Source organism: Empedobacter sp. UBA5528, from assembly GCF_002426075.1.
GTDB lineage: Bacteria > Bacteroidota > Bacteroidia > Flavobacteriales > Weeksellaceae > Empedobacter > Empedobacter falsenii_B.
Genome location: NZ_DINY01000007.1, coordinates 44,677 through 66,680 on the forward strand (window position 1 = coordinate 44,677; position 22,004 = coordinate 66,680).

23 protein-coding genes and 2 pseudogenes are annotated in these 22,004 nt (G+C 32.2%); 15 read left to right on the forward strand and 10 right to left on the reverse strand.

The genetic code is table 11. The features are described 5' to 3' along the window. Window positions 1-42 precede the first annotated feature (42 nt). The 7 genes from B4L98_RS02420 to B4L98_RS02450 all read left to right on the forward strand — a co-directional run bounded on the left by B4L98_RS02420 (window position 43) and on the right by B4L98_RS02450 (window position 5,626). The gene (locus tag B4L98_RS02420; RefSeq protein WP_115001412.1) at window positions 43-1,182 is read left to right on the forward strand and encodes an acyl-CoA dehydrogenase family protein; all 1,140 of its coding nucleotides are present in this window, start codon (window positions 43-45) and stop codon (window positions 1,180-1,182) included. Window positions 1,183-1,305: 123 nt separating this feature from the next. Continuing rightward, a complete protein-coding gene (locus B4L98_RS02425; RefSeq protein ID WP_125348772.1) occupies window positions 1,306-2,166 on the forward strand; it encodes a fumarylacetoacetate hydrolase family protein in 861 nt (286 codons plus the stop codon). Between the two features lie 334 nt (window positions 2,167-2,500). Continuing rightward, on the forward strand, window positions 2,501-2,956 hold the full coding sequence (gene rplM / locus B4L98_RS02430) for a 50S ribosomal protein L13 (protein WP_038334665.1): 456 nt from the start codon (window positions 2,501-2,503) through the stop codon (window positions 2,954-2,956). Window positions 2,957-2,965: 9 nt separating this feature from the next. After that, window positions 2,966-3,352 carry a 30S ribosomal protein S9 gene (gene rpsI, locus B4L98_RS02435; RefSeq protein ID WP_038334481.1) on the forward strand — a complete coding sequence of 129 codons (387 nt, stop codon included), beginning with the start codon at window positions 2,966-2,968 and terminating at the stop codon, window positions 3,350-3,352. 124 nt (window positions 3,353-3,476) lie between these two features. Further along, window positions 3,477-4,223 (forward strand): 30S ribosomal protein S2, encoded by a 747-nt coding sequence (gene rpsB, locus B4L98_RS02440; protein ID WP_038334479.1) that lies wholly within the window; start codon window positions 3,477-3,479, stop codon window positions 4,221-4,223. Between the two features lie 114 nt (window positions 4,224-4,337). Continuing rightward, window positions 4,338-5,162 carry a translation elongation factor Ts gene (gene tsf, locus B4L98_RS02445; RefSeq protein ID WP_219033598.1) on the forward strand — a complete coding sequence of 275 codons (825 nt, stop codon included), beginning with the start codon at window positions 4,338-4,340 and terminating at the stop codon, window positions 5,160-5,162. A gap of 140 nt (window positions 5,163-5,302) precedes the next feature. Next, entirely contained in the window at window positions 5,303-5,626 is a 324-nt protein-coding gene (locus B4L98_RS02450; protein WP_115001418.1) for a T9SS type A sorting domain-containing protein, read from the forward strand. A 69-nt stretch (window positions 5,627-5,695) separates the two neighbouring features. Here the strand turns inward: B4L98_RS02450 and B4L98_RS02455 are convergent, their stop codons facing one another. After that, window positions 5,696-6,475 (reverse strand): superoxide dismutase, encoded by a 780-nt coding sequence (locus B4L98_RS02455; protein ID WP_286494662.1) that lies wholly within the window; start codon window positions 6,473-6,475, stop codon window positions 5,696-5,698. 151 nt (window positions 6,476-6,626) lie between these two features. On the opposite strand from B4L98_RS02455, the gene B4L98_RS02460 reads away from it, so the two are divergent. Continuing rightward, a complete protein-coding gene (locus B4L98_RS02460; RefSeq protein ID WP_286494663.1) occupies window positions 6,627-7,253 on the forward strand; it encodes a hypothetical protein in 627 nt (208 codons plus the stop codon). 43 nt (window positions 7,254-7,296) lie between these two features. On the opposite strand, the gene hemE is transcribed toward B4L98_RS02460, so the two are convergent. Genes hemE through hemA form a run of 4 tightly spaced genes read right to left on the reverse strand, consistent with a single transcriptional unit; the run spans window position 7,297 to window position 11,170 of the window. After that, entirely contained in the window at window positions 7,297-8,325 is a 1,029-nt protein-coding gene (hemE, locus tag B4L98_RS02465; protein ID WP_291077460.1) for a uroporphyrinogen decarboxylase, read from the reverse strand. Continuing rightward, window positions 8,312-8,989: a uroporphyrinogen-III synthase gene (locus tag B4L98_RS02470; protein ID WP_181816324.1), complete on the reverse strand. Its 678-nt coding sequence runs from the start codon at window positions 8,987-8,989 to the stop codon at window positions 8,312-8,314. The genes hemE and B4L98_RS02470 overlap by 14 nt, the downstream gene beginning before the upstream one ends. After that, window positions 8,989-9,915 carry a hydroxymethylbilane synthase gene (hemC, locus tag B4L98_RS02475; protein ID WP_221854357.1) on the reverse strand — a complete coding sequence of 309 codons (927 nt, stop codon included), beginning with the start codon at window positions 9,913-9,915 and terminating at the stop codon, window positions 8,989-8,991. The genes B4L98_RS02470 and hemC overlap by 1 nt, the downstream gene beginning before the upstream one ends. A gap of 7 nt (window positions 9,916-9,922) precedes the next feature. After that, a complete protein-coding gene (gene hemA, locus B4L98_RS02480; RefSeq protein WP_219033603.1) occupies window positions 9,923-11,170 on the reverse strand; it encodes a glutamyl-tRNA reductase in 1,248 nt (415 codons plus the stop codon). A gap of 196 nt (window positions 11,171-11,366) precedes the next feature. Between hemA and B4L98_RS02485 the strand changes: the two genes are divergently transcribed. From B4L98_RS02485 to B4L98_RS02495, 3 genes and pseudogenes are all read left to right on the forward strand, one after another. After that, the gene (locus B4L98_RS02485) at window positions 11,367-12,245 is read left to right on the forward strand and encodes a helix-turn-helix domain-containing protein (protein WP_125348767.1); all 879 of its coding nucleotides are present in this window, start codon (window positions 11,367-11,369) and stop codon (window positions 12,243-12,245) included. An 81-nt stretch (window positions 12,246-12,326) separates the two neighbouring features. After that, window positions 12,327-13,070: pseudogene (locus B4L98_RS02490) on the forward strand (endonuclease); the annotation flags it as partial. 24 nt (window positions 13,071-13,094) lie between these two features. Further along, a complete protein-coding gene (locus tag B4L98_RS02495) occupies window positions 13,095-13,382 on the forward strand; it encodes a T9SS type A sorting domain-containing protein (protein WP_286494800.1) in 288 nt (95 codons plus the stop codon). Between the two features lie 52 nt (window positions 13,383-13,434). Here B4L98_RS02495 and B4L98_RS02500 read toward each other — a convergent pair whose 3' ends face one another. The 5 genes from B4L98_RS02500 to ruvB all read right to left on the reverse strand — a co-directional run bounded on the left by B4L98_RS02500 (window position 13,435) and on the right by ruvB (window position 17,832). Then, window positions 13,435-13,953 carry a hypothetical protein gene (locus tag B4L98_RS02500; protein WP_052217554.1) on the reverse strand — a complete coding sequence of 173 codons (519 nt, stop codon included), beginning with the start codon at window positions 13,951-13,953 and terminating at the stop codon, window positions 13,435-13,437. Between the two features lie 29 nt (window positions 13,954-13,982). Then, the gene (locus tag B4L98_RS02505; protein WP_291077462.1) at window positions 13,983-14,477 is read right to left on the reverse strand and encodes a hypothetical protein; all 495 of its coding nucleotides are present in this window, start codon (window positions 14,475-14,477) and stop codon (window positions 13,983-13,985) included. A 52-nt stretch (window positions 14,478-14,529) separates the two neighbouring features. Then, on the reverse strand, window positions 14,530-14,844 hold the full coding sequence (locus B4L98_RS02510) for a hypothetical protein (protein WP_038332094.1): 315 nt from the start codon (window positions 14,842-14,844) through the stop codon (window positions 14,530-14,532). An 802-nt stretch (window positions 14,845-15,646) separates the two neighbouring features. Then, entirely contained in the window at window positions 15,647-16,594 is a 948-nt protein-coding gene (gene queG / locus B4L98_RS02515) for a tRNA epoxyqueuosine(34) reductase QueG (RefSeq protein ID WP_286494666.1), read from the reverse strand. A 200-nt stretch (window positions 16,595-16,794) separates the two neighbouring features. After that, a complete protein-coding gene (ruvB, locus tag B4L98_RS02520) occupies window positions 16,795-17,832 on the reverse strand; it encodes a Holliday junction branch migration DNA helicase RuvB (protein WP_038332085.1) in 1,038 nt (345 codons plus the stop codon). 108 nt (window positions 17,833-17,940) lie between these two features. Here ruvB and hemH point away from each other — a divergent pair, with 108 nt between their 5' ends. The 4 genes and pseudogenes from hemH to B4L98_RS14605 form a co-directional block, all read left to right on the forward strand. Continuing rightward, window positions 17,941-18,924, forward strand: a complete 984-nt coding sequence (gene hemH, locus B4L98_RS02525; protein ID WP_286494667.1) for a ferrochelatase — start codon at window positions 17,941-17,943, stop codon at window positions 18,922-18,924. Window positions 18,925-19,005: 81 nt separating this feature from the next. Next, complete coding sequence (locus B4L98_RS02530; protein WP_286494668.1) at window positions 19,006-20,106, forward strand: DUF3078 domain-containing protein; 1,101 nt, start codon at window positions 19,006-19,008, stop codon at window positions 20,104-20,106. 25 nt (window positions 20,107-20,131) lie between these two features. Further along, the gene (locus B4L98_RS02535; protein WP_286494669.1) at window positions 20,132-21,184 is read left to right on the forward strand and encodes a DUF3078 domain-containing protein; all 1,053 of its coding nucleotides are present in this window, start codon (window positions 20,132-20,134) and stop codon (window positions 21,182-21,184) included. Window positions 21,185-21,675: 491 nt separating this feature from the next. Beyond that, window positions 21,676-21,906, forward strand: a pseudogene (locus B4L98_RS14605) (GNAT family N-acetyltransferase); the annotation flags it as partial. Window positions 21,907-22,004 lie beyond the last annotated feature (98 nt).

Below are 22,004 nucleotides of genomic sequence, written 5' to 3' on the forward strand. Positions count from 1 at the left end.
TCATAATCATAAAATAATAAAAACCATAAATAATATAATCACATGAATTTTCAATTATCGGAAGAACAATTAATGATTCAAGAAGCTGCTCGTGATTTCGCTAAAGCCGAATTATTACCAGGAGTTATCGAACGCGACGAAACATCTACTTTCCCAACTGATGCAGTAAAAAAAATGGGAGAACTTGGATTCTTAGGTATGATGGTTGACCCAAAATACGGAGGATCTGGTTTAGATAGTGTTTCTTATGTCATTGCAATGGAAGAAATAGCTAAAGTTGATGCTTCTGCTGCTGTTGTCATGTCAGTTAACAACTCTTTGGTTTGTGCTGGTATGGAAAAATATTGTAACGAAGATCAAAAACAAAAATATTTAGTACCATTAGCTTCTGGTCAAGTGATTGGAGCATTTTGTTTATCTGAGCCAGACGCTGGTTCTGATGCAACTTCTCAAAAAACTACTGCGGTAGATATGGGAGATCACTATTTATTAAATGGTACAAAAAACTGGATTACGAATGGTGGAACAGCTTCTACTTATTTAGTAATCGCTCAAACTGATCCAGAAAAAGGTCACAAAGGAATCAATGCTTTCATCGTAGAAAAAGGATGGGCAGGCTTCGAAATTGGACCAAAAGAACAAAAAATGGGAATCCGTGGTTCTGACACACATTCATTATTCTTTAATGATGTTAAAGTGCCAAAAGAAAACCGTATTGGTGAAGACGGATTTGGATTTGCTTTCGCAATGAATGTCTTAAACGGAGGACGTATTGGTATCGCTTCTCAAGCTTTAGGAATTGCACAAGGTGCTTATGAATTAGCGTTAGATTATGCAAAAATTCGTAAAGCATTCAAAACAGAAATCATCAATCACCAAGCTGTTGCATTCAAATTAGCAGATATGGCAACTAATATTACAGCTGCTCGTATGTTATGTTTTAAAGCTGCGGTTGAGAAAGACGAAGGAAAAGATATTTCTATTTCTGGTGCAATGGCAAAACTATTTGCTTCTAAAACAGCGAACGAAGTTGCTTCGGAAGCCGTTCAAATTCATGGAGGAAATGGTTATGTTCGCGAGTATCATGTAGAACGTATGATGCGCGATGCAAAAATTACTCAGATTTACGAAGGAACATCAGAAATTCAAAAAATTGTAATTTCGAGAGGAATTGCTAAATAATTTTAAATAAATATAATTATTTTTTATCTTTATAAGACATCTGTTAATGACAGATGTCTTTTTTTATTTATTTAATCAAAAAACAATACGTCGTATATTTGTGGCGGAAAAAATATAAAGAAGATGAAAATTTTTAGATTCGGACCAAAAGGTCAGGAGAAATCAGGTGTAATCATCGATGAGAAAAAATTCGATGTTTCAGCATCAGGAATTATTTATGATGATGATTTTTTTGGAAATACAGAAAAACAAGAAACTTTACAAAAATATATCGAGCTTAACATTAACAGCTTGCCATTAGTTGAAGATGATGTACGTATTGGTACACCTTTAACTCGCCCAGGAAAAATTGTTTGTGTAGGTCTTAACTTTGATGATCACGTAAAAGAAACAGGTTTACAACAACAAGCAGAACCGATTATGTTTATCAAAGCTAATCAATCGTTTAACGGACCAGAAGACGGAATTATGCAACCAAATGGTTCTACAAAAATGGACTGGGAAACAGAACTTTGTATTATTATTGGTGAAAAAGCAAATAATGTAACGGAAGAAGAGGCAATGAATCACGTATATGGTTATGCCTTAATTAATGATATTTCTGAGCGTGCTTTCCAAACAGAACGTGGAGGAACTTGGGACAAAGGAAAAGGATGTGATACATTTGCACCTGTTGGACCTTTTATTGCAACAAAAGACGAAATCGAGGATGTAAATAATTTACGTGTTTGGTTAAAATTAAACGGAGAATTAATGCAAGATGGTAATACAAGTGATTTTATTTACCGTATTCCTAAATTAATTTCTTACCTATCTCAATTTATGTCTTTCTTACCTGGAGATATTATTTCTACAGGTTCACCTGCAGGATCAGGAATGGGAAAAACACCTCAAGTTTGGCTAAAACCAGGAGATGTTATCGAATATGGAATTGAAGGTTTAGGTTCTACAACTCAAACTATTTTACCTTTCTCAAGAGGTTAAAATAAGATATCTTACAATAAAAAAAACCGTGCAATTTAAATTTTGAATTGCACGGTTTTTAAATTTTGTTTAGCGTCATACTTAATTGATTAAACAATAAAACGAATTCTTTTTCATACAATCAATCGATTAAATAGAACGTCTAATTCGAAAAAAATATTGGATATTCAATTAATTAACGTAATTTTGCAAACGTTTTGACAACCATCTAAATGGTACAAATCCATCAAAATGACGAATAATTCCTAAAATCTTTTGGGAAAACAGAATCATTTTGTACATTTGCACCCCGATCGGATTGTCGGTAATTTATAAAATATTAAAAATCAAGATAGTGGACACGTTAAGTTACAAAACTTCATCAGCCAACAAAGAAACTGCTCAGAAAGAATGGGTAGTTGTGGACGCTTCTGACTTATCATTAGGTCGTTTAGCGTCAGGTGTTGCGAAGCTTATCAGAGGTAAGCACAAAACAAACTTCACTCCTCATGCAGATTGTGGAGATTATGTAATTGTTTTAAACGCTGACAAAATTCAATTAACAGGTAACAAATGGGATGACAAATTATACATCCGTCACACAGGTTACCCAGGTGGACAAAGATCATTAACTGCGAAAGAAGTTTTTGCAAAAGATCCTGTACGCTTAATCGAAAAGTCAGTAAAAGGAATGTTACCTAAAAATAAATTAGGTAGTAAATTATTGACTAATTTACATGTATTTGTTGGTACTGAGCACAATCACGAAGCTCAACAACCAAAACAAATCGATATTAACGAATATTTATAATCTAATTCCATGGCAATAGTTCATAAAATCGGACGTAGAAAAACATCTGTTGCTCGTGTATACTTACAAGAAGGTAATGGAGAAATCTTCATTAACGGGCGCGAGTTAGCAATCTACTTCCCTACAGCAGTATTACAATACAAAGTAGAACAACCATTTTTAATCACTGGTACAAAAGAGAAATACAATGTAGATATCAAAGTATTTGGTGGTGGAATCACTGGTCAAGCTGAAGCAATTCGTTTAGCTATTTCTAGAGCTTTATGTGAAGTTGACGCAGATTTTCGTTTACAATTAAAACCAGAAGGGTTATTAACACGTGACCCACGTATGGTTGAACGTAAAAAATTCGGTCAAAAGAAAGCGCGTAAGAAATTCCAATTCTCTAAACGTTAATTTATTCAATTCATTAAAAAATCCATTTTCCGTTGGTTTAGCATCTAAACAAATAAGGCTAGAATTCTTCGACCACTTGTTTGTTGCTTGTTGAGATAACGGAACGTAAACTAAAAAAAAGAAAATGGCAAAAGTAAATGTAAAGGACTTATTAGGTGCTGGTGTGCACTTTGGTCACTTAACAAGAAAATGGAATCCGGCTATGGCTCCTTATATTTTTATGGAGAAAAACGGAATCCACATCATCGATCTTCACAAAACTGCAGTGAAATTAGATGAAGCATCTGAAGCTTTAGGAAAAATTGCTGCATCTGGACGTAAAGTTCTTTTTGTTGCAACTAAAAAACAAGCAAAAGATGTTGTAGCTAAGCATGCTGAAGAAATCAACATGCCTTATATTACAGAACGTTGGCCTGGTGGGATGTTAACTAACTTTGTTACTATCCGTAAAGCAGTTAAAAAAATGAATTCAATCGATCGTATGAAAAAAGACGGTACGTTTGAAACACTATCTAAAAAAGAAAGATTACAAGTTGATCGTCAAAGAGCATCTTTAGAGAAAAACTTAGGTTCTATCGCTGATATGACACGTTTACCATCTGCAGTATTTATTGTAGATATCGTACGTGAGCACATAGCTGTAGCAGAAGCTCAAAAATTGGGTATTCCAATCTTTGCAATGGTTGATACAAATACTGACCCTCGTCAAGTAGATTTCCCAATCCCTGCAAATGATGATGCTTCTAAATCTATCGATATCATCTTATCTACAGTAGCTGATTCTATCAAAGCTGGTTTATCTACACGTAAAGCAGAAAAAGAAAAAGCAAAAGAAGGTAAAGAAGAAGGAGCTGAAACAAAAGAAGCTTAACATTAACTTGATGATCAATTCATCGATATAATATACCTTGTAGCTCCTACACCACTTTGTGGTGTACGAGCTACTTTTATTTAAAATATTAAGAAACAAAATAAAAATATTACTATGAGCTACAAAGCAACAGCCGCTGAGGTAAGTAAATTAAGAAACGCAACTGGTGCGGGAATGATGGATTCTAAAAAAGCTTTAGAAGAAGCTGGTGGAGATTTCGATAAAGCTGTAGAAGTTTTACGTAAACAAGGACAAAAAGTAGCTGCTAAAAGAGCTGACCGTGATTCTACAGAAGGTGCAGTTATCGCTAAAGTTAACGCTGACCAAACTAAAGGTATCGTTATCGCTTTGAACTGTGAGACTGACTTCGTTGCTAAAAATGAAGCTTTCGTTGCTATGGCTAACGAAATCGCTGATTTAGCTTTGACAGTTAACTCTAAAGAAGAATTATTAGCTTTACCATTCGCAGGAATTACAGTTGGTGAAAAATTAACTGAGCAAACAGGTGTTATTGGAGAAAAAATCGAAATTGGTACTTTCCAAGCTATCGAAGGTGCTATCGTTAATTCTTACATCCACGCTGGTAACAAAATTGGTGCTGTAGTTTCTTTATCTGCTAACGTAGAAGGTGCTTCTGAAGTAGCTCGTGACGTTGCTATGCAAGTTGCTGCTATGAACCCAGTAGCATTAGATGAAACTTCTGTTGCTCAATCTGTAATTGACACTGAATTATCTATCGCTAGAGAAACTTTAGTTGCAGAAGGTAAACCAGAAAACATGATTGAAAACATCGCTCAAGGTAAATTACAAAAATTCTTCAAAGAGAATACATTAGTTCACCAAGCGTCAATCAAAGACGGAAAAACTTCTGTTCAAGATATCGTTAAAGCTGTTAACGCTGACTTGAAAGTAACTGGATTTATCCGTTACAGCTTATAATAAGCTTATAATAAGTTTATAATTTTTATTATATATCTTAAAGTGATGCTAAATTTTAGCATCACTTTTTTGTTTGGTATATATTTTGAAATGTTTGTTTTATAATTATTTATTTTTATATTTGTTAGGATTACAAGCATATGAAACACTTTATACTATTTATAACTATATTTTTATTCACCATAACATCTGCTTCAGCTCAGTCGAGATTTGATCAGGATAAAGGCTCTGTTAGTATTTATCCAAATCCTGCGAGTTCTACATTTACAATAAAATTTGACAATCCATCAAAGGCAAGTTCGGTGTCGATATATTCGATTATTGGAAATGAAGTGATGAATAAAAAATTAGACGGAAGCCAAAAAGCAAACTTTAACGTACAAAGTTTGAAAAAAGGAAAATACATTGTTCGCGTTTTTAATGAAGATGGAACAACAGAAACACAATCCTTGATTAAGAATTAAGATTATTCATATATAAAACAAAAAAGCTTCTCAAAATTTGAGAAGCTTTTTTGTTTGTAATTAGAAAGACTATTTTGCTTTCTTATAATTTTCTTCAACTTGTTTCCAATCCAAAACATTGTTAAACGCTTTCAAATAATCATCGCGTTTGTTTTGGTATTTTAAATAGTAAGCATGTTCCCAAACATCAATTCCTAAAATTGGCGTTCCTGCGATCTCTGCTCCTGGCATCAATGGATTATCTTGATTTGCTGTACTTGTAACCGCCAAACTTCCGTCCGCTTTCACAACCAACCAAGCCCAACCAGAACCAAAACGTTTAGAACCCGCTTCGTCCAATTGTTTGATTAATTCTTCTGTAGAACCAAATGTTGCTTCAATCTTCGCTTTAAGATCTCCTGTAGGGGCTTTCTGTGGCGTTGGAGACATAATATCAAAATATAGCATGTGATTGTAATATCCACCAGCATTGTTGCGTAAAGCAGCATTATTCATATCCATTTTTTTCAAAATATCTACAATATCATTCGATTTGATATTTGCTTCTTTTAGCGCTGTATTCAATTTGTTGATGTATCCTAAATAATGTTTAGAGAAATGAACTTCCATTGTTTTTGCATCAATGTATTCGTTCAATTCATCGTAACCATATTTCAAAGGTTTAATTTGGAAAGTTCCTGGGTCAGCTTTAACATCTGTAGGATTTCCAACAGGCTCTGCAACAGCTTGCACTGTATCTTGTTTTACAACTTCTTTAGTTGTTGAGTCAGCATTTTCTTTCTTCGTTTCGCATGACTGAACAAAGAAAAGAACACCCAAAACTGACATCAAAAATATACCCTTTTTCATCTTATTCTTTTATGTAGTTTACTTATGATATTAATATTTCTACTAAAATATACTAAAACTATCGAATATAAAATTGATTTCTTTTAATTTTCTGTTAAAATGGAGATTATCATCTAAATCAATAAAGGTAATTTGTTTGTATATTTGATTCATGGATATTGAAATTAATAAAGAAGAATTAAATGATCTAGTTGATAAATTATATTTATTAACTGAAGATTATAAAAATTTGGCTAAAGAAATTTTTAAATATAAAGCTATGAAAGTTGATTTTATTGCTCTTAGTATTTTAAATAGAGCTATGTCAATTAATGAAGGTTTTAGATTATTATTTCAAGAAAATAATTTTTACTCTGCAACTCATCTAATTAGAATACAAATGGATAATCTAATTAGATATAATTCTATCCTAGTTGCTAAAGACGATAGTTATATTGATTATATATTAGACGGAAAAGAAATCAGAAAATTCCGCGATAGCATTTTAAAAAAGAATTTCAATGATGCTTATTTAGTTGAACAAATTTCAAAAAAATTTCCAGAAATAAAAATTTTATACAAAAAATACTGTGGCTTTATTCATTTTAGTAACGAACATTTAGAAAGAATAAAAACCTTTCCTAATATTGAAAATGTAAAATTTCGTGTAGAGATAGGTAATTTCGAAAATTATTCACATCAAGAAAAAGTAGAAATTGTATCTGATATGATTACTATTTCATTATTTATTTTTAATCAAATCAATTATTGGACCGAAGCAAAAAAGACCATAAAATAAAAAAACCTTCCATTCGGAAGGTTTTCTTGTTATATAGAGTTTCTTAATCTCTTTTATAATCTACAACAGCTTCTATAAAAGCTTGTGCATTTTCAACTGGAATATTTGGTAAAATTCCGTGACCTAAATTGGCAATATATTTATACGGACCAAAATCGTCAATCATTTCTTTTACCATTTGCTGAATAGTTTCTGGTGGCGATAACAAACGAGAAGGATCAAAGTTACCTTGTAACGTCTTTTTGAAACCTGTAAACTCACGCGCTAATTGTGGCGTAATCGTCCAATCAACACCCAAAGCAGATGCTTTAGAATCTGCCATTTTCTCTAAAGCAAACCAACAACCTTTTGCAAAAACAGTTACAGGAACTACTTTAGAAACTTCGTTTACAATTTGCTCGATGTATTTCCAAGAAAATTCATCATAATCTTTTGGCGATAACATTCCACCCCAAGAATCAAAAATCTGAATCACATTTGCACCATGTTCCACTTTTTTCAACAAATATTGAATCGTTGTTTGTGTAATTTTTTCTAATAATTGGTGTGCTGCAACTGGATTTTGGAAACAAAAACCTTTCGCTTGATCAAAAGATTTAGAACCACGACCTTCCACTGCATAACACAACAATGTCCAAGGCGAACCTGCAAAACCAATCAACGGAATTTTATTGTCCAACTCTTTCTTTGTAATATCCATCGCTGCATAAACGTATCCTAACTCTTCTTCAACATCAGGAATATAAACTTTTTCTACATCTTGAGCTGTACGAATAGGATTCTCTAACCAAGGACCAACACCAGGTTTCATCTCGAAATTCATTCCCATTGCTTGTGGCACAACCAAAATATCTGAAAAGATAATTGCTGCATCTAACGGAAAACGACGAATTGGTTGAACTGTAATTTCAGCCGCTAACTCTGGCGTTTGACAACGTGTAAAGAAATCATATTTATCTCTCAATTCGATAAACTCTGGTAAATAACGTCCTGCTTGACGCATCATCCACACTGGCGGACGCTCTACATCCTCACCTCTCAATGCTTTTAAAAGCAAATCATTTTTTATCATTGATGTATTTTTTTATATTTTCAATAACTACTTCCACCAATGGTGTTTGCGCAGTTATAATTTCATGATTTGGATAAACTTCTTCTATCGCAGAAGTTGTTGTATTTCCGATTGTAAAAATACGCGAACTTTCTGAAATTTCATTTTGTTGATGAAACGCTTTGAATGACAACGGACTAAAAAAAGCATACACATCAAATGTTTCATTTAATTGATAAACAATTTGCCCTGATTGATATGTTATAATTTGATTGACTTCGTGATTTGCTTTTGATAATTCATTCACCAACAAATCTCGACGGGAAGAACCACATAAGAAATTCCATTTCGGAGAATAATTTCCTGAAATTAATTTCGAAGCTAAATCTTCTGCATAATCTTCAACCAACACAACATCTCTGTTTTGCGCTTTTAGTTTTTCTGCCGTTTTTTTTCCAACAACAAAAAAATGACCATTCAATTCCAAATCTTGAATGGCATTTACAGTATTTTGACTCGTCACGATAAACTGATGAACGGATTCATCAATCTGTGCATAAATTTCATTTTTCGAAGTCAAATCGATTTGTAAAGTTGGTTTACAAACCACCTCAACATCAGTTCCAAATTCTTTTTCAAGCAATTCAGAAGAAATTAACTTCGTGAATAAAACCTTCGTTCGCACTATTTCGTTCCGATTTCTTTTTTTATTTGTTCAATCATTTTTGCTGCACCTTGTGCAATACATTCTTCAGCAAATTCGCGACCTTTCGTCAAATATTCATCTGCTTTGAATTGTCTTTCGATTGAAATCATTTCTTGTCCATCAATGGTTAAAATTGCTCCTTTGAAGGAGTAATTTTCTTCATCAATTTTCTCAACTAATGCTCCAATTGGCGCTGTACAACCACCTTCTAAAACATTCAAAAATTGACGTTCTACCGTTGCAAAAAGTTCACATTGAGGATTATTAATATCACTCAAATCCAAACCTTCTTTGGCTACAATTCCTAAAATTCCTTGTGATGGTGCAGCAATCATCCAATCAATCACTTTATAATGAAGACCTTTTTCTGCCAATTCATCTAAAATTTCTGAACGATCCAAACCTGCAAAAGCAAAAACAGCTCCGTCCCAATCTGCATTATCTTGCAACTTTTTCAGACGTAATTGCACATTTCCACGTAAATCTACAATCGTATCATTTGGATATTTATGATTCCAAAATGCTTTACGACGCAAAGATCCAGTAGCGATAACACGATGTTTTTTCTCGAAAATATCTTCCGATTTGTACACCAAAATATCCGCAGAACTTGCGCGTTCTGGATATGCAATCAACTCTAATTTTTCTGGTAAAACAGTTGGCACATCTTTCAACGAATGAACCGCAATATCTACTTGATCATTCAACAAAGCAATGTCCAATGAACGCGTAAAAACACCTGTTAAACCTAATGAATAAATGGGTTGTTTTAGATTTGCATCGCCTTCAGAAGTAATCGGAACGATTTCTGTTGGATGACCTTTTGCCTCAAGAATAGAAGCAACTTTATTGGCTTGCCAAAGCGCTAACGGACTTTGACGTGTACCAATTTTTATTGTTTTCATGATTGTATTAAGCTTGTTTTAAATGAAACATTTTTTCGATTAACTGAATTGTTTCGTCTGCGTTTTCTTTATTTTCGATCAAATAAGAAGCAAACTGATTTGTAATTTTCTGAATTACTTTTTCAGTTAAAATCGTTTCATTTTCGTCGATATTTACATTGTCTTTTTTCAAGTTATTTAAAGCAAAACTCTGAAAAAAGTCTAATCTATCTTTGAAAGATTGAATAGCTGGAACCAATTCTCTGGTTTCTAACCATTCGTAAAACTCTGTAGAATGCTCCTCTATAATTGCCAATGCTTCTGGAATTGCATTGCGACGTTGCGCAATTGTATCGTCTACCATTTTAGATAATCCATCTACATTTACCAATTGAATAGATTCGCGAGCAGCCAATGTATGAATTACATTTTCTGGAACTGACATATCAATAATCGTCATTTCCTTATCGAACGGAATCATTTCTTCTGTAATCGTGTAATTACTTGCTCCCGTTGCAACAATTAGAATATCTGTTTTTTGTAATTCTTCTTTTAATTCGCTGTGATCTTTTACGGTAATATCGTATTTCAGTCCAAGAATTTCTGCCTTTTCTTTTGTACGATTGATTAGCGTAATGTTTGTATTTGGATAATGTTTGACCAAATTAGCACACGTATTACGACCAATTTTACCAATTCCGTACAACAAAATATTTTTGTCAACTAAGTTTCCTTGCGTTGCTTGAATAAAATTAACCGCTGAATATGCAACCGAAGCAGAACCGTTACTTAAGAAAGTTTCGTTCTTCACTTTTTTACTAATTTGAATCGCAGTATTTACCAAACGCTCTAAAAAAGCATTTGATGCACCTTGTTTTTTGAAACGAGAAAACCAAATTTTGATTTGTCCGATGATATCAAAATCACCTAAAATCTGACTTTCTAATCCCGACGAAACACGGAATAAATGTGTAATCGCTTCTTCTCCTTCTTTTACCATCATAAATTGACGGAATTCATCTGCATTACCTTCTGTGTATTTACAATATTGCTCAACGATTTGATCTTCGTTTTCTGCAAAACCATAAAATTCAGTACGATTACAAGTTGATACAATAAAAAAGTTTTCTAATCCATTCGTTTTAGAATCTTGCGTAAACGTTTCAACTTGTTCCGGGAAAAATGTAAATTTACCACGTGTAATGGCGTCAGCTTTTTCATAACTGATTCCGATTACGTAAAAATTTTCTTCCGTTTTATTACCTCTAATTGCCATTTCTTCAAATACTGATACAAAAGTAGTTTCAAAAGTCTTCGAAAAATAACTTTAAAAAGAAAAAATAACGCTAAAAATTAAAGTTTGCTTTTTTAGAATAATTATAAATTAAAGGTTTATATTTGTATGTAAACCATTATAAAGAGCGAAGTTGACAATTATCACGTTTTTTATATGACAAACCTCATTATTCAAAATGGAATTAAAAAATACCCATAAAAGTAAAATTAACGAGTATAAATTGTCAACAGACGTATTTATCGCTCAAATAGACAACTTTACAGCTTCTACAGACACGATTCTGAAAGGAATTGACAAGCGTTATATACAATTCTATTTTTGTACAAAAGGTTCGTTGACATTTAATTTTAATAATGGTATTTATAAAATCAATTTGAACGAAGGAAAAAGCTTTTTGTTCTATTATCCGACATTGGACATTCCATTATCGTTGAATATAAATGCCGAAAGCAAGGTTTATATTGTGGTTTTGTCTATTCAGAAATTACATCAATTGTTTGCAGAATATCAAATTCAGAATAATTTGATTTCGAGTATGACGCAAGAAAAATTTTATATTGAACGAGAAATTGGACCTTCAATAAAATTAGTTTTGAATCAAATTGAACAAATGAAACTTTCTCCGCAATTTCAAAATTTATTTTTGATTGGAAAAATGTACGAATTATTCACCCTTTATTTTTCTGAAATTGAAAGTCAAACCGAACATTGTCCTTTCTTAAATGATGAAAATGAAGGAAAACGAATCAAAGAAATCAAAGATTATTTATTAGCTGATTTTAAAAATCCGCCAACAATCAAACAACTTTGCGAAAAATTTTCGATCTCGGAATATCATCTGAAAGAAGGTTTCAAGGAACTATACGGAACAACTGTTTATGGTTATTTGTTGGATAAAAAACTGGAATATGCATTGCATAAATTAGAAGAAAATCAACAAATGGTAAAAGATATTTCGTTTGAAATTGGTTACGAAAACCCATCTCATTTTATATCAGCATTTAAGAAGAAATATGGCTTAACTCCTAAACAATACATTAAACAATTTCAGTAAAAACTTTAAGAATTGTTAATCTTAATATCATTTATTAACTACTTATAAATACTTACTTTTGTTAAATATTTATAAATAGTTATGCAAAAATTTTTGCTTCTTTTATTTCCTTTTGCCGCTTTTGCGCAACAACCCGACTATTATGAAGGGATTGATTTTAATCAAAATGGAAAAACTATAAAGGAAGAATTACACGATTTAATCAATGCTACACATCATGCAGTTAGCTATACGCCTGGAGTTTGGAATATTTTAGATAAATCTGACTTGGATTTAGATTCAAAAGGTCGCGTTTTATTGATTTATGGTTTCACAGATAATTCTACTGTTTATGCAGAACAGCGCACGCGTGATATAAACAACAAAAACAACTCTTCAAGTGGAAGTACAATCGGAAAATGGGAACGCGAACATGTTTTCCCAAAATCTTTAGCAGTTCCTAAACTTGATACTGATCGTCCTGGAACTGGAACAGATGCTCATAATTTACGCGCAGTTGATAGACAAATAAATTCGACTAGACGTAACAATGCTTATCGCGAAAAATGGGCACAAGATGTGACAGGACAAGCCAAATTAATCAATGGAGGTTTTTATCCTGGTGATGAATGGACGGGAGATGTCGCGCGAATTATTATGTATATGTATGTACATTATGGTATGGAAACCGATCCACAATTGGTTGCGTATAACAATACGACAACAACCAATAATGATGGAATGCCAGATATGTTTTTGAAATGGAATGTATAGGATAAAGTATCTGAATTTGAGAAAGTCCGAAACGAAATTATTGCCGAAACACAAGGAAGTCGAAATCCATTTATTGATAATCCGTATTTAGCAACGTTGATTTGGGGAGGAGATAAAGCCGAAAATACTTGGACTGAATTATCTGCGAACGATTACAATTATCAACAAACGCTTGTAGAAGTTTTTCCTAATCCAACAACAGACAAAGTAAAGATTAATGCTAAGAATTTTGATTATGTGAATTTATATGATTTTAACGGTCGTTTACTTGGAATTGAATTAGGTTCGGAAGTTAATTTGAAAAATTATCCAGCTGGAATGTATATTTTATCTATTCACCTAAAAGATGGAAACATCGTCACAAAAAAAGTGATTAAAAAATAATTTTAAACAAAAAATTCCAACTCTTAGAGTTGGAATTTTTTGTTTATTCATTTTAACAACCTTCATTATACATTACATCGAAAGAAACTACTTTATCATTCACTAAATAGAATTGTAGAATCGATCCATTATCATAATCTTCAACATTAAAATAACGAAAAGCTTTTGTTCTTTTATCCGTTTTATCATCATAACCATCGAAAATAGAAATATTCAGATTTTTATATTTATTAATTAACTCATCCAAAGATGAGCCAATTTTAATTCCAGATAATGTTTTAAGACTAGAATCCGAAGACTTTACACTATATACAGTTAAAGTAGAAGAACCTGCTGTCTCCTCACCATTTGTTGTCAATCCAACTTTATATGTTACTCCTTTAGAGACAATTGTTACATCACCATCAGGATAACCATATTCATTCAATTTTATTTTGAATTTTTGTCCAGTTAATTTTTCTAATTCAGACAATTTCATTCCAAGTTTTACGTCATTAATACGAGTTGTAGAAACTTGCGCTTGCAAAGCTATTCCAGCTACAAAAGCAGCTATAAAAAATATTTTTTTCATTTTTATGTATTTAGGTTTTAATCATTATTTTAAAGTGTACATTCTTCTGGGTTATAAGAACTCAATCTTATTGTTGTTACAATTTCATTTTTCAAAGAAAAAGTCAATATAACACCATTTTCTCTATCATCAATTCTAAATTCTCTGTTATTATTATTCGATTTATCCAACAACACATTATATTTTGACGAATAAGCTTTCCACAAATCCTCCAACGTACTACCAATTCCAATTCCAGACAAAGTTTTGATATTTTTACTTGTTGTAGAAATAGAACTTAAATAGGTGTCATTTTCTGTTTTACTCAAATAACCACTTCTTATTTCAATTGTGTAATCAATTCCTTTTAAAGTGACATTCGTTTCTCCTTCATCAACAATTGCAGCAATTTTTTTACCTAACAATTTCAACACTTCGAACGGACGCATACCAATTTTCAGCTCATTCATTCGTGTTGTAGAAATCTGACCAAATCCAACAACCGAAAGCAAGAAAAATCCTAATAAAGTTATTTTAATCCTCATAAATTTTATTGTTTAAATATCCCGATTCTGTCTCATCATCTTCAAAAATATCTTACACCGAAATATCATATTTTTTGTACGCTTTCCATAAATCGTCCAACGAACTTCCAACTTTTATTCCTGATAAAGTCAAAAGTTTAGAGCTGACAGACGAAACCATACATACTTCGAATTGTTTTGTTTTCAAATTTTTATAGTACGAAATATGATATTTAATTCCATTCAACTCAATGTCCTGTTCAGGCATTTCTGCATTATTTACATCATAAAGAGCTAATTGATTTGGTGTTAAAGCTGCAACTTGTTTTTGCTTCATTTCGTACGAAATATCTCCAAATTTGGAAGTCGTTACTTTTTGAGCAAACATTATCGAAGTGAATAGCAAGAAGCACCCTAAAATTGAAAAAAATCGACTAAGCATAAGCATTAATTTGAGCAATATGTTTTACAATTTTTCCATTATCCAAAACCCAAAGTGCATCATAAACACCAGCTCCATCGCTATATGTACCGAACAAATAATATTGATTTAACTCTTTATTGTAAGTAAGTTTTGTTGCTGATAAATTCGCATTATATAAATTGATAAAATATTCTTTTGGAATGATAATTTCTTTTCCTTTGAATGATATTTTAAACGATTTGAATTCTGTTTGAGGAATCATTCCATCCGAACCAAGAAAATCTTTTTCATCAATCGCATAAACAAAATCACTTTCCTTGAAAATTTTATGTTTTTTCGAATTAAATTCTTGCGTTTCGAGCTGAATGGTATAATCAGCAACCGAAAATTCAATTTTAGAATCATTGACTGAAGTTGGTGAAATAGTTTCAAAATCTTCTAACTTTTTGATTCGATCATAGTAAACAAAACCAGCTTTTTCAGGCTGATATTCAACTAAATACCATTTCGAGTTTTCTTCATCAGAATCAATTGGATAAATTGAATTTGAATTGACTTTAGCAANNTGGACTTTAGCAACAATTTTAGACGAAATATTTTTATCATCTCTCACATTTGCAAAACCATCTTTATCTTGCACAATCCCAAATTGAGCTTGCACAAAATAGCCTAAAAAAGTAGTAAGAATGAATAAACTTTTTTTCATTTTTTGATTCGATTTTCTTGAAGTAAAGCTAACAAAATCTAAACCAAAAATTTTCACGAATTATAGTGATTTTACAAAATCGATATTTCTTTTCAAACCATCAAATTTTGTACGTTTTACAGGTGATTTCTTAAAAATTTCTCGAAAAACATCCTCTGTAATTTCTTCCCAATCTTTCTTCGAGAATTGATTAATTTTCTTATGACCAACAAAACGAGTTTCTTTCGTTGGCAACGAAAAACGATTCCATGGACAAACTTCTTGGCAAAGATCACAACCAAAAATCCAATCATCAAATTTTCCTTTCATTTCGGTCGGAATTTGATCTTTCAATTCAATTGTAAAATACGAAATACACTGACTTCCGTTCACTGTTTTATTGGGTAAGATTGCCTCAGTTGGGCAAGCATCAATACAACGCGTACATTTTCCACAATGATCAGTTTCAATTGGAGAATCATAAGCTAAATCCAAATCAATAATTAATTCGGATAAAAAGAAAAACGAACCTTTTTGTTTAGATAACGTCAACGAATTTTTTCCAACCCAACCAATTCCAGCTTTTTTCGCCCATGCATGTTCCAGAATTGGTGCTGAATCGGTAAAAGCTCTTCCGCTCACCTCCCCTATTTCTTCTTGAATAAAATCTAACAACTCGCGCACTTTTTCCTTCACGACAAAATGATAATCTTCGCCTTGCGCATACATCGCAACTTTGTAAGAATTAGGATTTCGATCTAAATCTTGGTAATAATTATACGCCAACGAAATCACAGATTTTGCTCCTTCGACCAAAATTCGAGGATCCAGTCGCATATCGAAATGATTTTCCATATACTGCATTTCTCCATGATAATTATTCTTTAACCAAGACTCTAAACGTGGAGCTTCCTCTTCCAAAAAATCTGCTTTGGCAATACCACACGAAATAAATCCCAATGCTTCAGCTTTTTCTTTGATTCGATGGGACCATTTTATTTTGATATGTTCTTCTGTTTGAAGGAGCATTAGTTAATTCGTAATTATGAATTTATAATTATTATATCGACGAGATTAAATTTTATCATTCTGAATGAAACGTGAGTGAAATGAAGAATCTTAGATTCCTCCTAACGCAAGAATAATATGTCGTGTGAGCCATTTTCGATTTATTAGAGTAAGAAAATCGTTAAGATTCTTCGACAAGCTCAGAATGACTTAGAACAAAATTACAAATCAAACAAATCGGTTTGAGGTGAATTTTCTCCACGATATTTTACACCAATATGTTTGAAAGCTTTTTCTGTTGCCACACGTCCACGAGCAGTACGCATCAAATAACCTTCTTGAATGAGATACGGTTCATAAACTTCTTCTAATGTTCCACCATTTTCTCCAACTGCTGTTGCTAAAGTTGTAATTCCGACTGGTCCACCTTTAAATTTTTCAATAATTGTTGATAAAATTCTGTTATCCATTTCATCTAAACCATTATCATCAACTTTTAGAGCTTTTAAAGAAAATTCAGCAATTGATAAATCAATTTTTCCATTTCCTTTAATTTGTGCAAAATCTCGAGTCCTTCTCAATAAAGCATTTGCTATACGAGGAGTTCCACGACTACGACCTGCAATTTCTATCGCCGCTCTTTCGTCAATTGGTGTGTCTAAAATACGAGAAGATCGCTCAACAATCGTACTTAATAATTCAACATTATAATATTCGAAACGGAAATTAATTCCAAAACGAGCACGAAGCGGCGCAGTTAATAAACCAGAACGCGTTGTTGCACCAATTAATGTAAAAGGATTCAAACCAATTTGAACCGAACGTGCATTTGGTCCAGATTCGATCATAATATCAATCTTAAAATCTTCCATTGCCGAATACAAATATTCTTCGATAACGGGAGACATACGATGGATTTCATCAATAAAAAGCACATCATTTTCTTCCAAATTCGTCAATAAACCAGCTAAATCACTCGGTTTATCGAGAACTGGTCCAGATGTAATTTTGATTCCTACACCTAATTCATTCGCAATAATATTTGCTAATGTCGTTTTTCCCAAACCTGGAGGTCCGTGCAACAAAACGTGATCTAATGCTTCGCCACGAAGTTTAGACGCTTTTACGAAAACTTCTAAATTCTCTAGAATATGCGCTTGTCCAGCAAAATCATCAAAACTTTGCGGACGAACAGTATTTTCGTGATTTAGATCGTCATCTGGATAAAATTCTTTATCAGGATTTAATAAATCTGACATAAAATGATGATATAAATTATAATGATGATATTACGAAGGACAAATTAAATTATCCTCCGTACTTTTACAACTACAAAGAACGCAATATTTTTTTAGATAAAAAGAATTATGAGCAAAGGAATATTATTAGTGAATTTAGGTTCGCCCGATTCTACCAATGTTGAAGACGTAAGAACTTATTTACGCGAATTTTTAATGGATAAGAAAGTTTTGGATTCTCCTTGGATTATTCGTAAAACTATTGTTGAATTATTTATTTTACCAAAAAGACCCGAAAAATCTGCTGAAGCTTACCGAAAAATTTGGACAAAAGAAGGTTCTCCTTTAATTGTTTACTCTAAAATTTTGAGAGATATGATACAAAAACAAATGGATATTCCAGTTGTTTTGGCAATGCGTTACAAAAACCCTTCGATAGAAGCTGGTTTACAAGAGCTTTATGACAAAGGTGTTCGCGACATTTTGGTTGTTCCTTTATACCCTCAATACACAATGTCTTCTACAGAAACTGTTGCGGATAAAGTGCTTGAAATTCAGAAAAAAAGTTACAAAGACACTAAGATTAATTTCTTGAAAGCTTTTTACAATCATCCAGATTATATCAAGGTTTTAGGAGATTCTATCAAAGAAAAATTACCTGAGAATTTTGATAAATTATTGTTTTCTTATCACGGAATTCCCGAACGTCACGATAATAAAGCACTTCGTGCTGCAAAAGCGAGCAAATTACCTATTGAAACTTATCGTAATCAATGTTTTGAAACAACACGTTTGGTAACCGAATACTTGCAATTACCAGAAGATAAATATACCACTTCTTTTCAGTCTCGTTTAGGTCGTGACCCTTGGATTAAACCTTATACAGACCACATGTTAGAAGAATTTCCTGCACAAGGCGTTAAGAATTTAGCGGTTTGCACCCCTGCCTTTGTTTCGGATTGTTTGGAGACTTTGGAAGAAATTTCGATGGAAGGACAAGAAGAATTCTTAAAAGCTGGTGGTAAGCAATTTACATACATCCCTTGTTTGAATGATCGTCAAGATTGGGTGGATACATTAGTGAAATGGTTGAAAGGTTGGCAAAATAATTAAGAAAGGTTTTTAGCCTTACAAAATAAATTAGATATCTTTGTTTGGAATTTTTCAATTTTAAACAAAGATATTTTTTTTAAAATGAGACTAATTTTCTCAATTATATTTTTAGTCCTATCACTTTTTAGTTCGGCTCAATTTTTAGATACTAGTGGAAATCTAATTATTGATGGTCGAAAATATCTGAAATCCAAAGTGGATACTACAGGACGAAAATCGGGTTGGGAAATTTATGGTGCAAATACTTTAACCGTTAATCAAAATACCTTTTCCAATTGGATGGCAGGTGGTGAAAATTCGGTTTCACTAAATGCTAAAGCTGATTACGAATTTAATTTCCGAAAAAAGAAACACTTTTGGGACAATCGTTTTATTTTTGAATATGGTTTTTTAGACAATAAAACCAATGGAACGCGTAAAACTGCTGACAATCTAAATATCACAACTTCTTATGGATATTTGATAAAAGAAAAGTGGTACCTAACCTCATCACTTAATATTCGTTCACAGTTTTCTACAGGTTACAATTACGGAACAACTCCAAAAACAAAACTATCAAACTTATTTGCGCCTGCATATGTAACAATTGGGGTCGGTGCGAATTATACGCCAAATTCTAATTTTTCTGTCAGTTTTCAACCTTTAACATCAAGAACAACAATTGTAGCAGACAAAGATTTGCAAAAGAAAGGAACTTATGGTTTACGAAACGATGGAGATACGTTTCTTTTTGAAGTTGGAGCATATTTAGGTGGTCGATACAAAATGAAACTTTTTGATAACGTAACTTACGATAATAATATTGGAATTTTCTCTAATTATTCGAACAAATTTTATAACCTCGATATTGTATATGCTGGATTATTAGACATGAAAATTAATAATTTTATGTCCACACAATTAACCATCAATTTGATTTATGATGAAGATCAAGTTACTCAAACACAATTTAAACAAGCCCTCGGAATTGGCTTAACATATAAAATAGACAGTACTAAGAAAAAAGATAAGAAGAAACGTAGAAAGAAGGAAATTCTCCCATATTTCGATACATCTGGCATTTCCCCAGTCAAATTACCTAGAATAAAACTGGATAAACAAAACTATGATCAAGTTTTTGATAAAAATACAATTGACGAAAAATCAACATATATTAAATCAGAATCCATATTTTTGGAGTAAGTTAATATAAATCAATCAAATCTACATGAAAAAATTTTTATTTGTATTAGCAATTTTAGGAAGTGCTACAACTTTTGCGCAAACAGTAAAAGATGGTAAAGTAGCTACTGATAGCAAGCGTTATTTAAAAGATCAAAAATTTGATGGCCGTCAACCAGGATGGTTCGTTTCGGGAAATAATTCACTTTTATTTTCTCAAAGTGCATTCAGTAATTGGGTTGCGGGAGGTGTAAATTCGTTTGCGCTGAACGGAAGTTTAGATTACGAATTTAACTTGACAAAAGAGAAACATATTTGGGATAATCGTGTTGTTTTAGGATACGGAATCCAGACTAACAAAGGCGAAAGTTCTCGCAAAACAAATGATGTTATCGACTTAACTTCTTCTTATGGTTACAGCATCGGAAATCATTGGTATTTAGCTTCCTCTATGAATTTTCGCACACAATTTACAGATGGTTTTGATTATTCAAGAGATCCAAAAACGAAGATTTCAGCCTTGATGGCTCCAGGTTATTTAAGTTTAGGATTGGGTATTGATTACAAACCAAGCGAAAATTTTCAAATTAATATTCACCCATTTACACCAAGAATGACCTTTGTCTTAGACAAAGATTTACAGAAAAAAGGAAATTTTGGACTTAAAAATGATGGAGACAATACTTTATTTGAATTCGGTGCATATTTAGGTGCGCGATATAAACTACAAATTATGGAAGGAATTTCTTATGATAACCGTGTCGGAATCTATGCAGATTACCTGAAAAATTTCGGAAATATGGACGTTGCTTATCAAGGAATTTTGGATATGAAAGTGAACAAGTTTGTTTCGGCACAAGTAAGTGTCAACCTATTGTATGATGAAGATCAAATCAAAAAAACACAGATTAAACAAACACTTGGAATTGGATTTAATTACAAATTTGATAACACGCCACCAAAAATAGAAGAAGCTCCAGCAATTGCATTTATGCAAGAAGCACCAATTTTCGAAGAAAAAGAAGAAACTGTAGAAGTAGCAACAAATATTCTAAAAAGAGAACCAATTCTTAATGAAACAAAATTAGTCACTCAATAATATTTTTAACCTGCTTTTAATAAGCAGGTTTTTTATTTTTCTTATTTTTATAACTCAATAGAAGAATAAAATGACAAAAAATATTTTCGGCGCACTTTTACCACAAATTTTAATAATTGTTTGGGCAGCTTTCGAGCTTTACCTTGGGTTCAACAACGAACAAAATAACCGCATCATTCTTAGCGCAATCGTGATATTAATCTTCGTTATTTTTACAATTATTACATTACTCAAGGTAATTAAATATCCCAACGACCCAACTTATTTGAAGAAAAAGTAATTTATATAAATGTAATTCTTAAAACTGAACGTTTAACTTTGAGACCAGTCACACTTGATGATACTGAAACAATTCATCAATTATATTCTATCGAAGAAGTTGATTAATACAACACGTAGGAATTCCAGAAAATATAGAGGTTACAATTCTTCATGTAAAAGATTTAGTAAAATCTAATCAAGGAGAACAACCACAAGCTTATACTTTTGTTATCGAAAATGACAATCAATTTGATGGATTAATTTCTTTAAATTTAGGTAGGGCTAAATACAAGAATGCAGAAGTTTGGTTTAAACTTCATCCAGATTTTTGGAACAAAGGAATTGCAACAGAAGCTTTAAGAGAAATTATTTCTTTTGGATTCAATACGTTAAATCTTCATAGAATCGAAGCTGGATGCGCAATTGAAAATATTGGTTCTTACAAAGTTCTTGAAAAAGTTGGAATGATTCGAGAAGCACATACCAGAAAGCTTCTTCCTCTAAAATCTGGTTGGGCAGATAATTATGGCTACGCTATTTTATCGACTGACTTACGATA

What these genes read in the sequence shown, in the direction of transcription:
- B4L98_RS02450 (WP_115001418.1), top strand. Translation starts at nt 5,303, where the DNA reads ATGAAACACTTTATACTATTTATAACTATATTTTTATTCACCATAACA.
- B4L98_RS02460 (WP_286494663.1), top strand. Translation starts at nt 6,627, where the DNA reads ATGGATATTGAAATTAATAAAGAAGAATTAAATGATCTAGTTGATAAA.
- rpsB (WP_038334479.1), top strand. Translation starts at nt 3,477, where the DNA reads ATGGCAAAAGTAAATGTAAAGGACTTATTAGGTGCTGGTGTGCACTTT.
- B4L98_RS02425 (WP_125348772.1), top strand. Translation starts at nt 1,306, where the DNA reads ATGAAAATTTTTAGATTCGGACCAAAAGGTCAGGAGAAATCAGGTGTA.
- B4L98_RS02500 (WP_052217554.1), bottom strand. Translation starts at nt 13,953, where the DNA reads ATGAAAAAAATATTTTTTATAGCTGCTTTTGTAGCTGGAATAGCTTTG.
- hemE (WP_291077460.1), bottom strand. Translation starts at nt 8,325, where the DNA reads ATGATAAAAAATGATTTGCTTTTAAAAGCATTGAGAGGTGAGGATGTA.
- B4L98_RS02530 (WP_286494668.1), top strand. Translation starts at nt 19,006, where the DNA reads ATGAGACTAATTTTCTCAATTATATTTTTAGTCCTATCACTTTTTAGT.
- B4L98_RS02420 (WP_115001412.1), top strand. Translation starts at nt 43, where the DNA reads ATGAATTTTCAATTATCGGAAGAACAATTAATGATTCAAGAAGCTGCT.
- rpsI (WP_038334481.1), top strand. Translation starts at nt 2,966, where the DNA reads ATGGCAATAGTTCATAAAATCGGACGTAGAAAAACATCTGTTGCTCGT.
- hemH (WP_286494667.1), top strand. Translation starts at nt 17,941, where the DNA reads ATGAGCAAAGGAATATTATTAGTGAATTTAGGTTCGCCCGATTCTACC.
- B4L98_RS02485 (WP_125348767.1), top strand. Translation starts at nt 11,367, where the DNA reads ATGGAATTAAAAAATACCCATAAAAGTAAAATTAACGAGTATAAATTG.
- hemC (WP_221854357.1), bottom strand. Translation starts at nt 9,915, where the DNA reads ATGAAAACAATAAAAATTGGTACACGTCAAAGTCCGTTAGCGCTTTGG.
- B4L98_RS02455 (WP_286494662.1), bottom strand. Translation starts at nt 6,475, where the DNA reads ATGAAAAAGGGTATATTTTTGATGTCAGTTTTGGGTGTTCTTTTCTTT.
- hemA (WP_219033603.1), bottom strand. Translation starts at nt 11,170, where the DNA reads ATGGCAATTAGAGGTAATAAAACGGAAGAAAATTTTTACGTAATCGGA.
- B4L98_RS02505 (WP_291077462.1), bottom strand. Translation starts at nt 14,477, where the DNA reads ATGAGGATTAAAATAACTTTATTAGGATTTTTCTTGCTTTCGGTTGTT.
- tsf (WP_219033598.1), top strand. Translation starts at nt 4,338, where the DNA reads ATGAGCTACAAAGCAACAGCCGCTGAGGTAAGTAAATTAAGAAACGCA.
- B4L98_RS02510 (WP_038332094.1), bottom strand. Translation starts at nt 14,844, where the DNA reads ATGTTTGCTCAAAAAGTAACGACTTCCAAATTTGGAGATATTTCGTAC.
- B4L98_RS02535 (WP_286494669.1), top strand. Translation starts at nt 20,132, where the DNA reads ATGAAAAAATTTTTATTTGTATTAGCAATTTTAGGAAGTGCTACAACT.
- queG (WP_286494666.1), bottom strand. Translation starts at nt 16,594, where the DNA reads ATGCTCCTTCAAACAGAAGAACATATCAAAATAAAATGGTCCCATCGA.
- ruvB (WP_038332085.1), bottom strand. Translation starts at nt 17,832, where the DNA reads ATGTCAGATTTATTAAATCCTGATAAAGAATTTTATCCAGATGACGAT.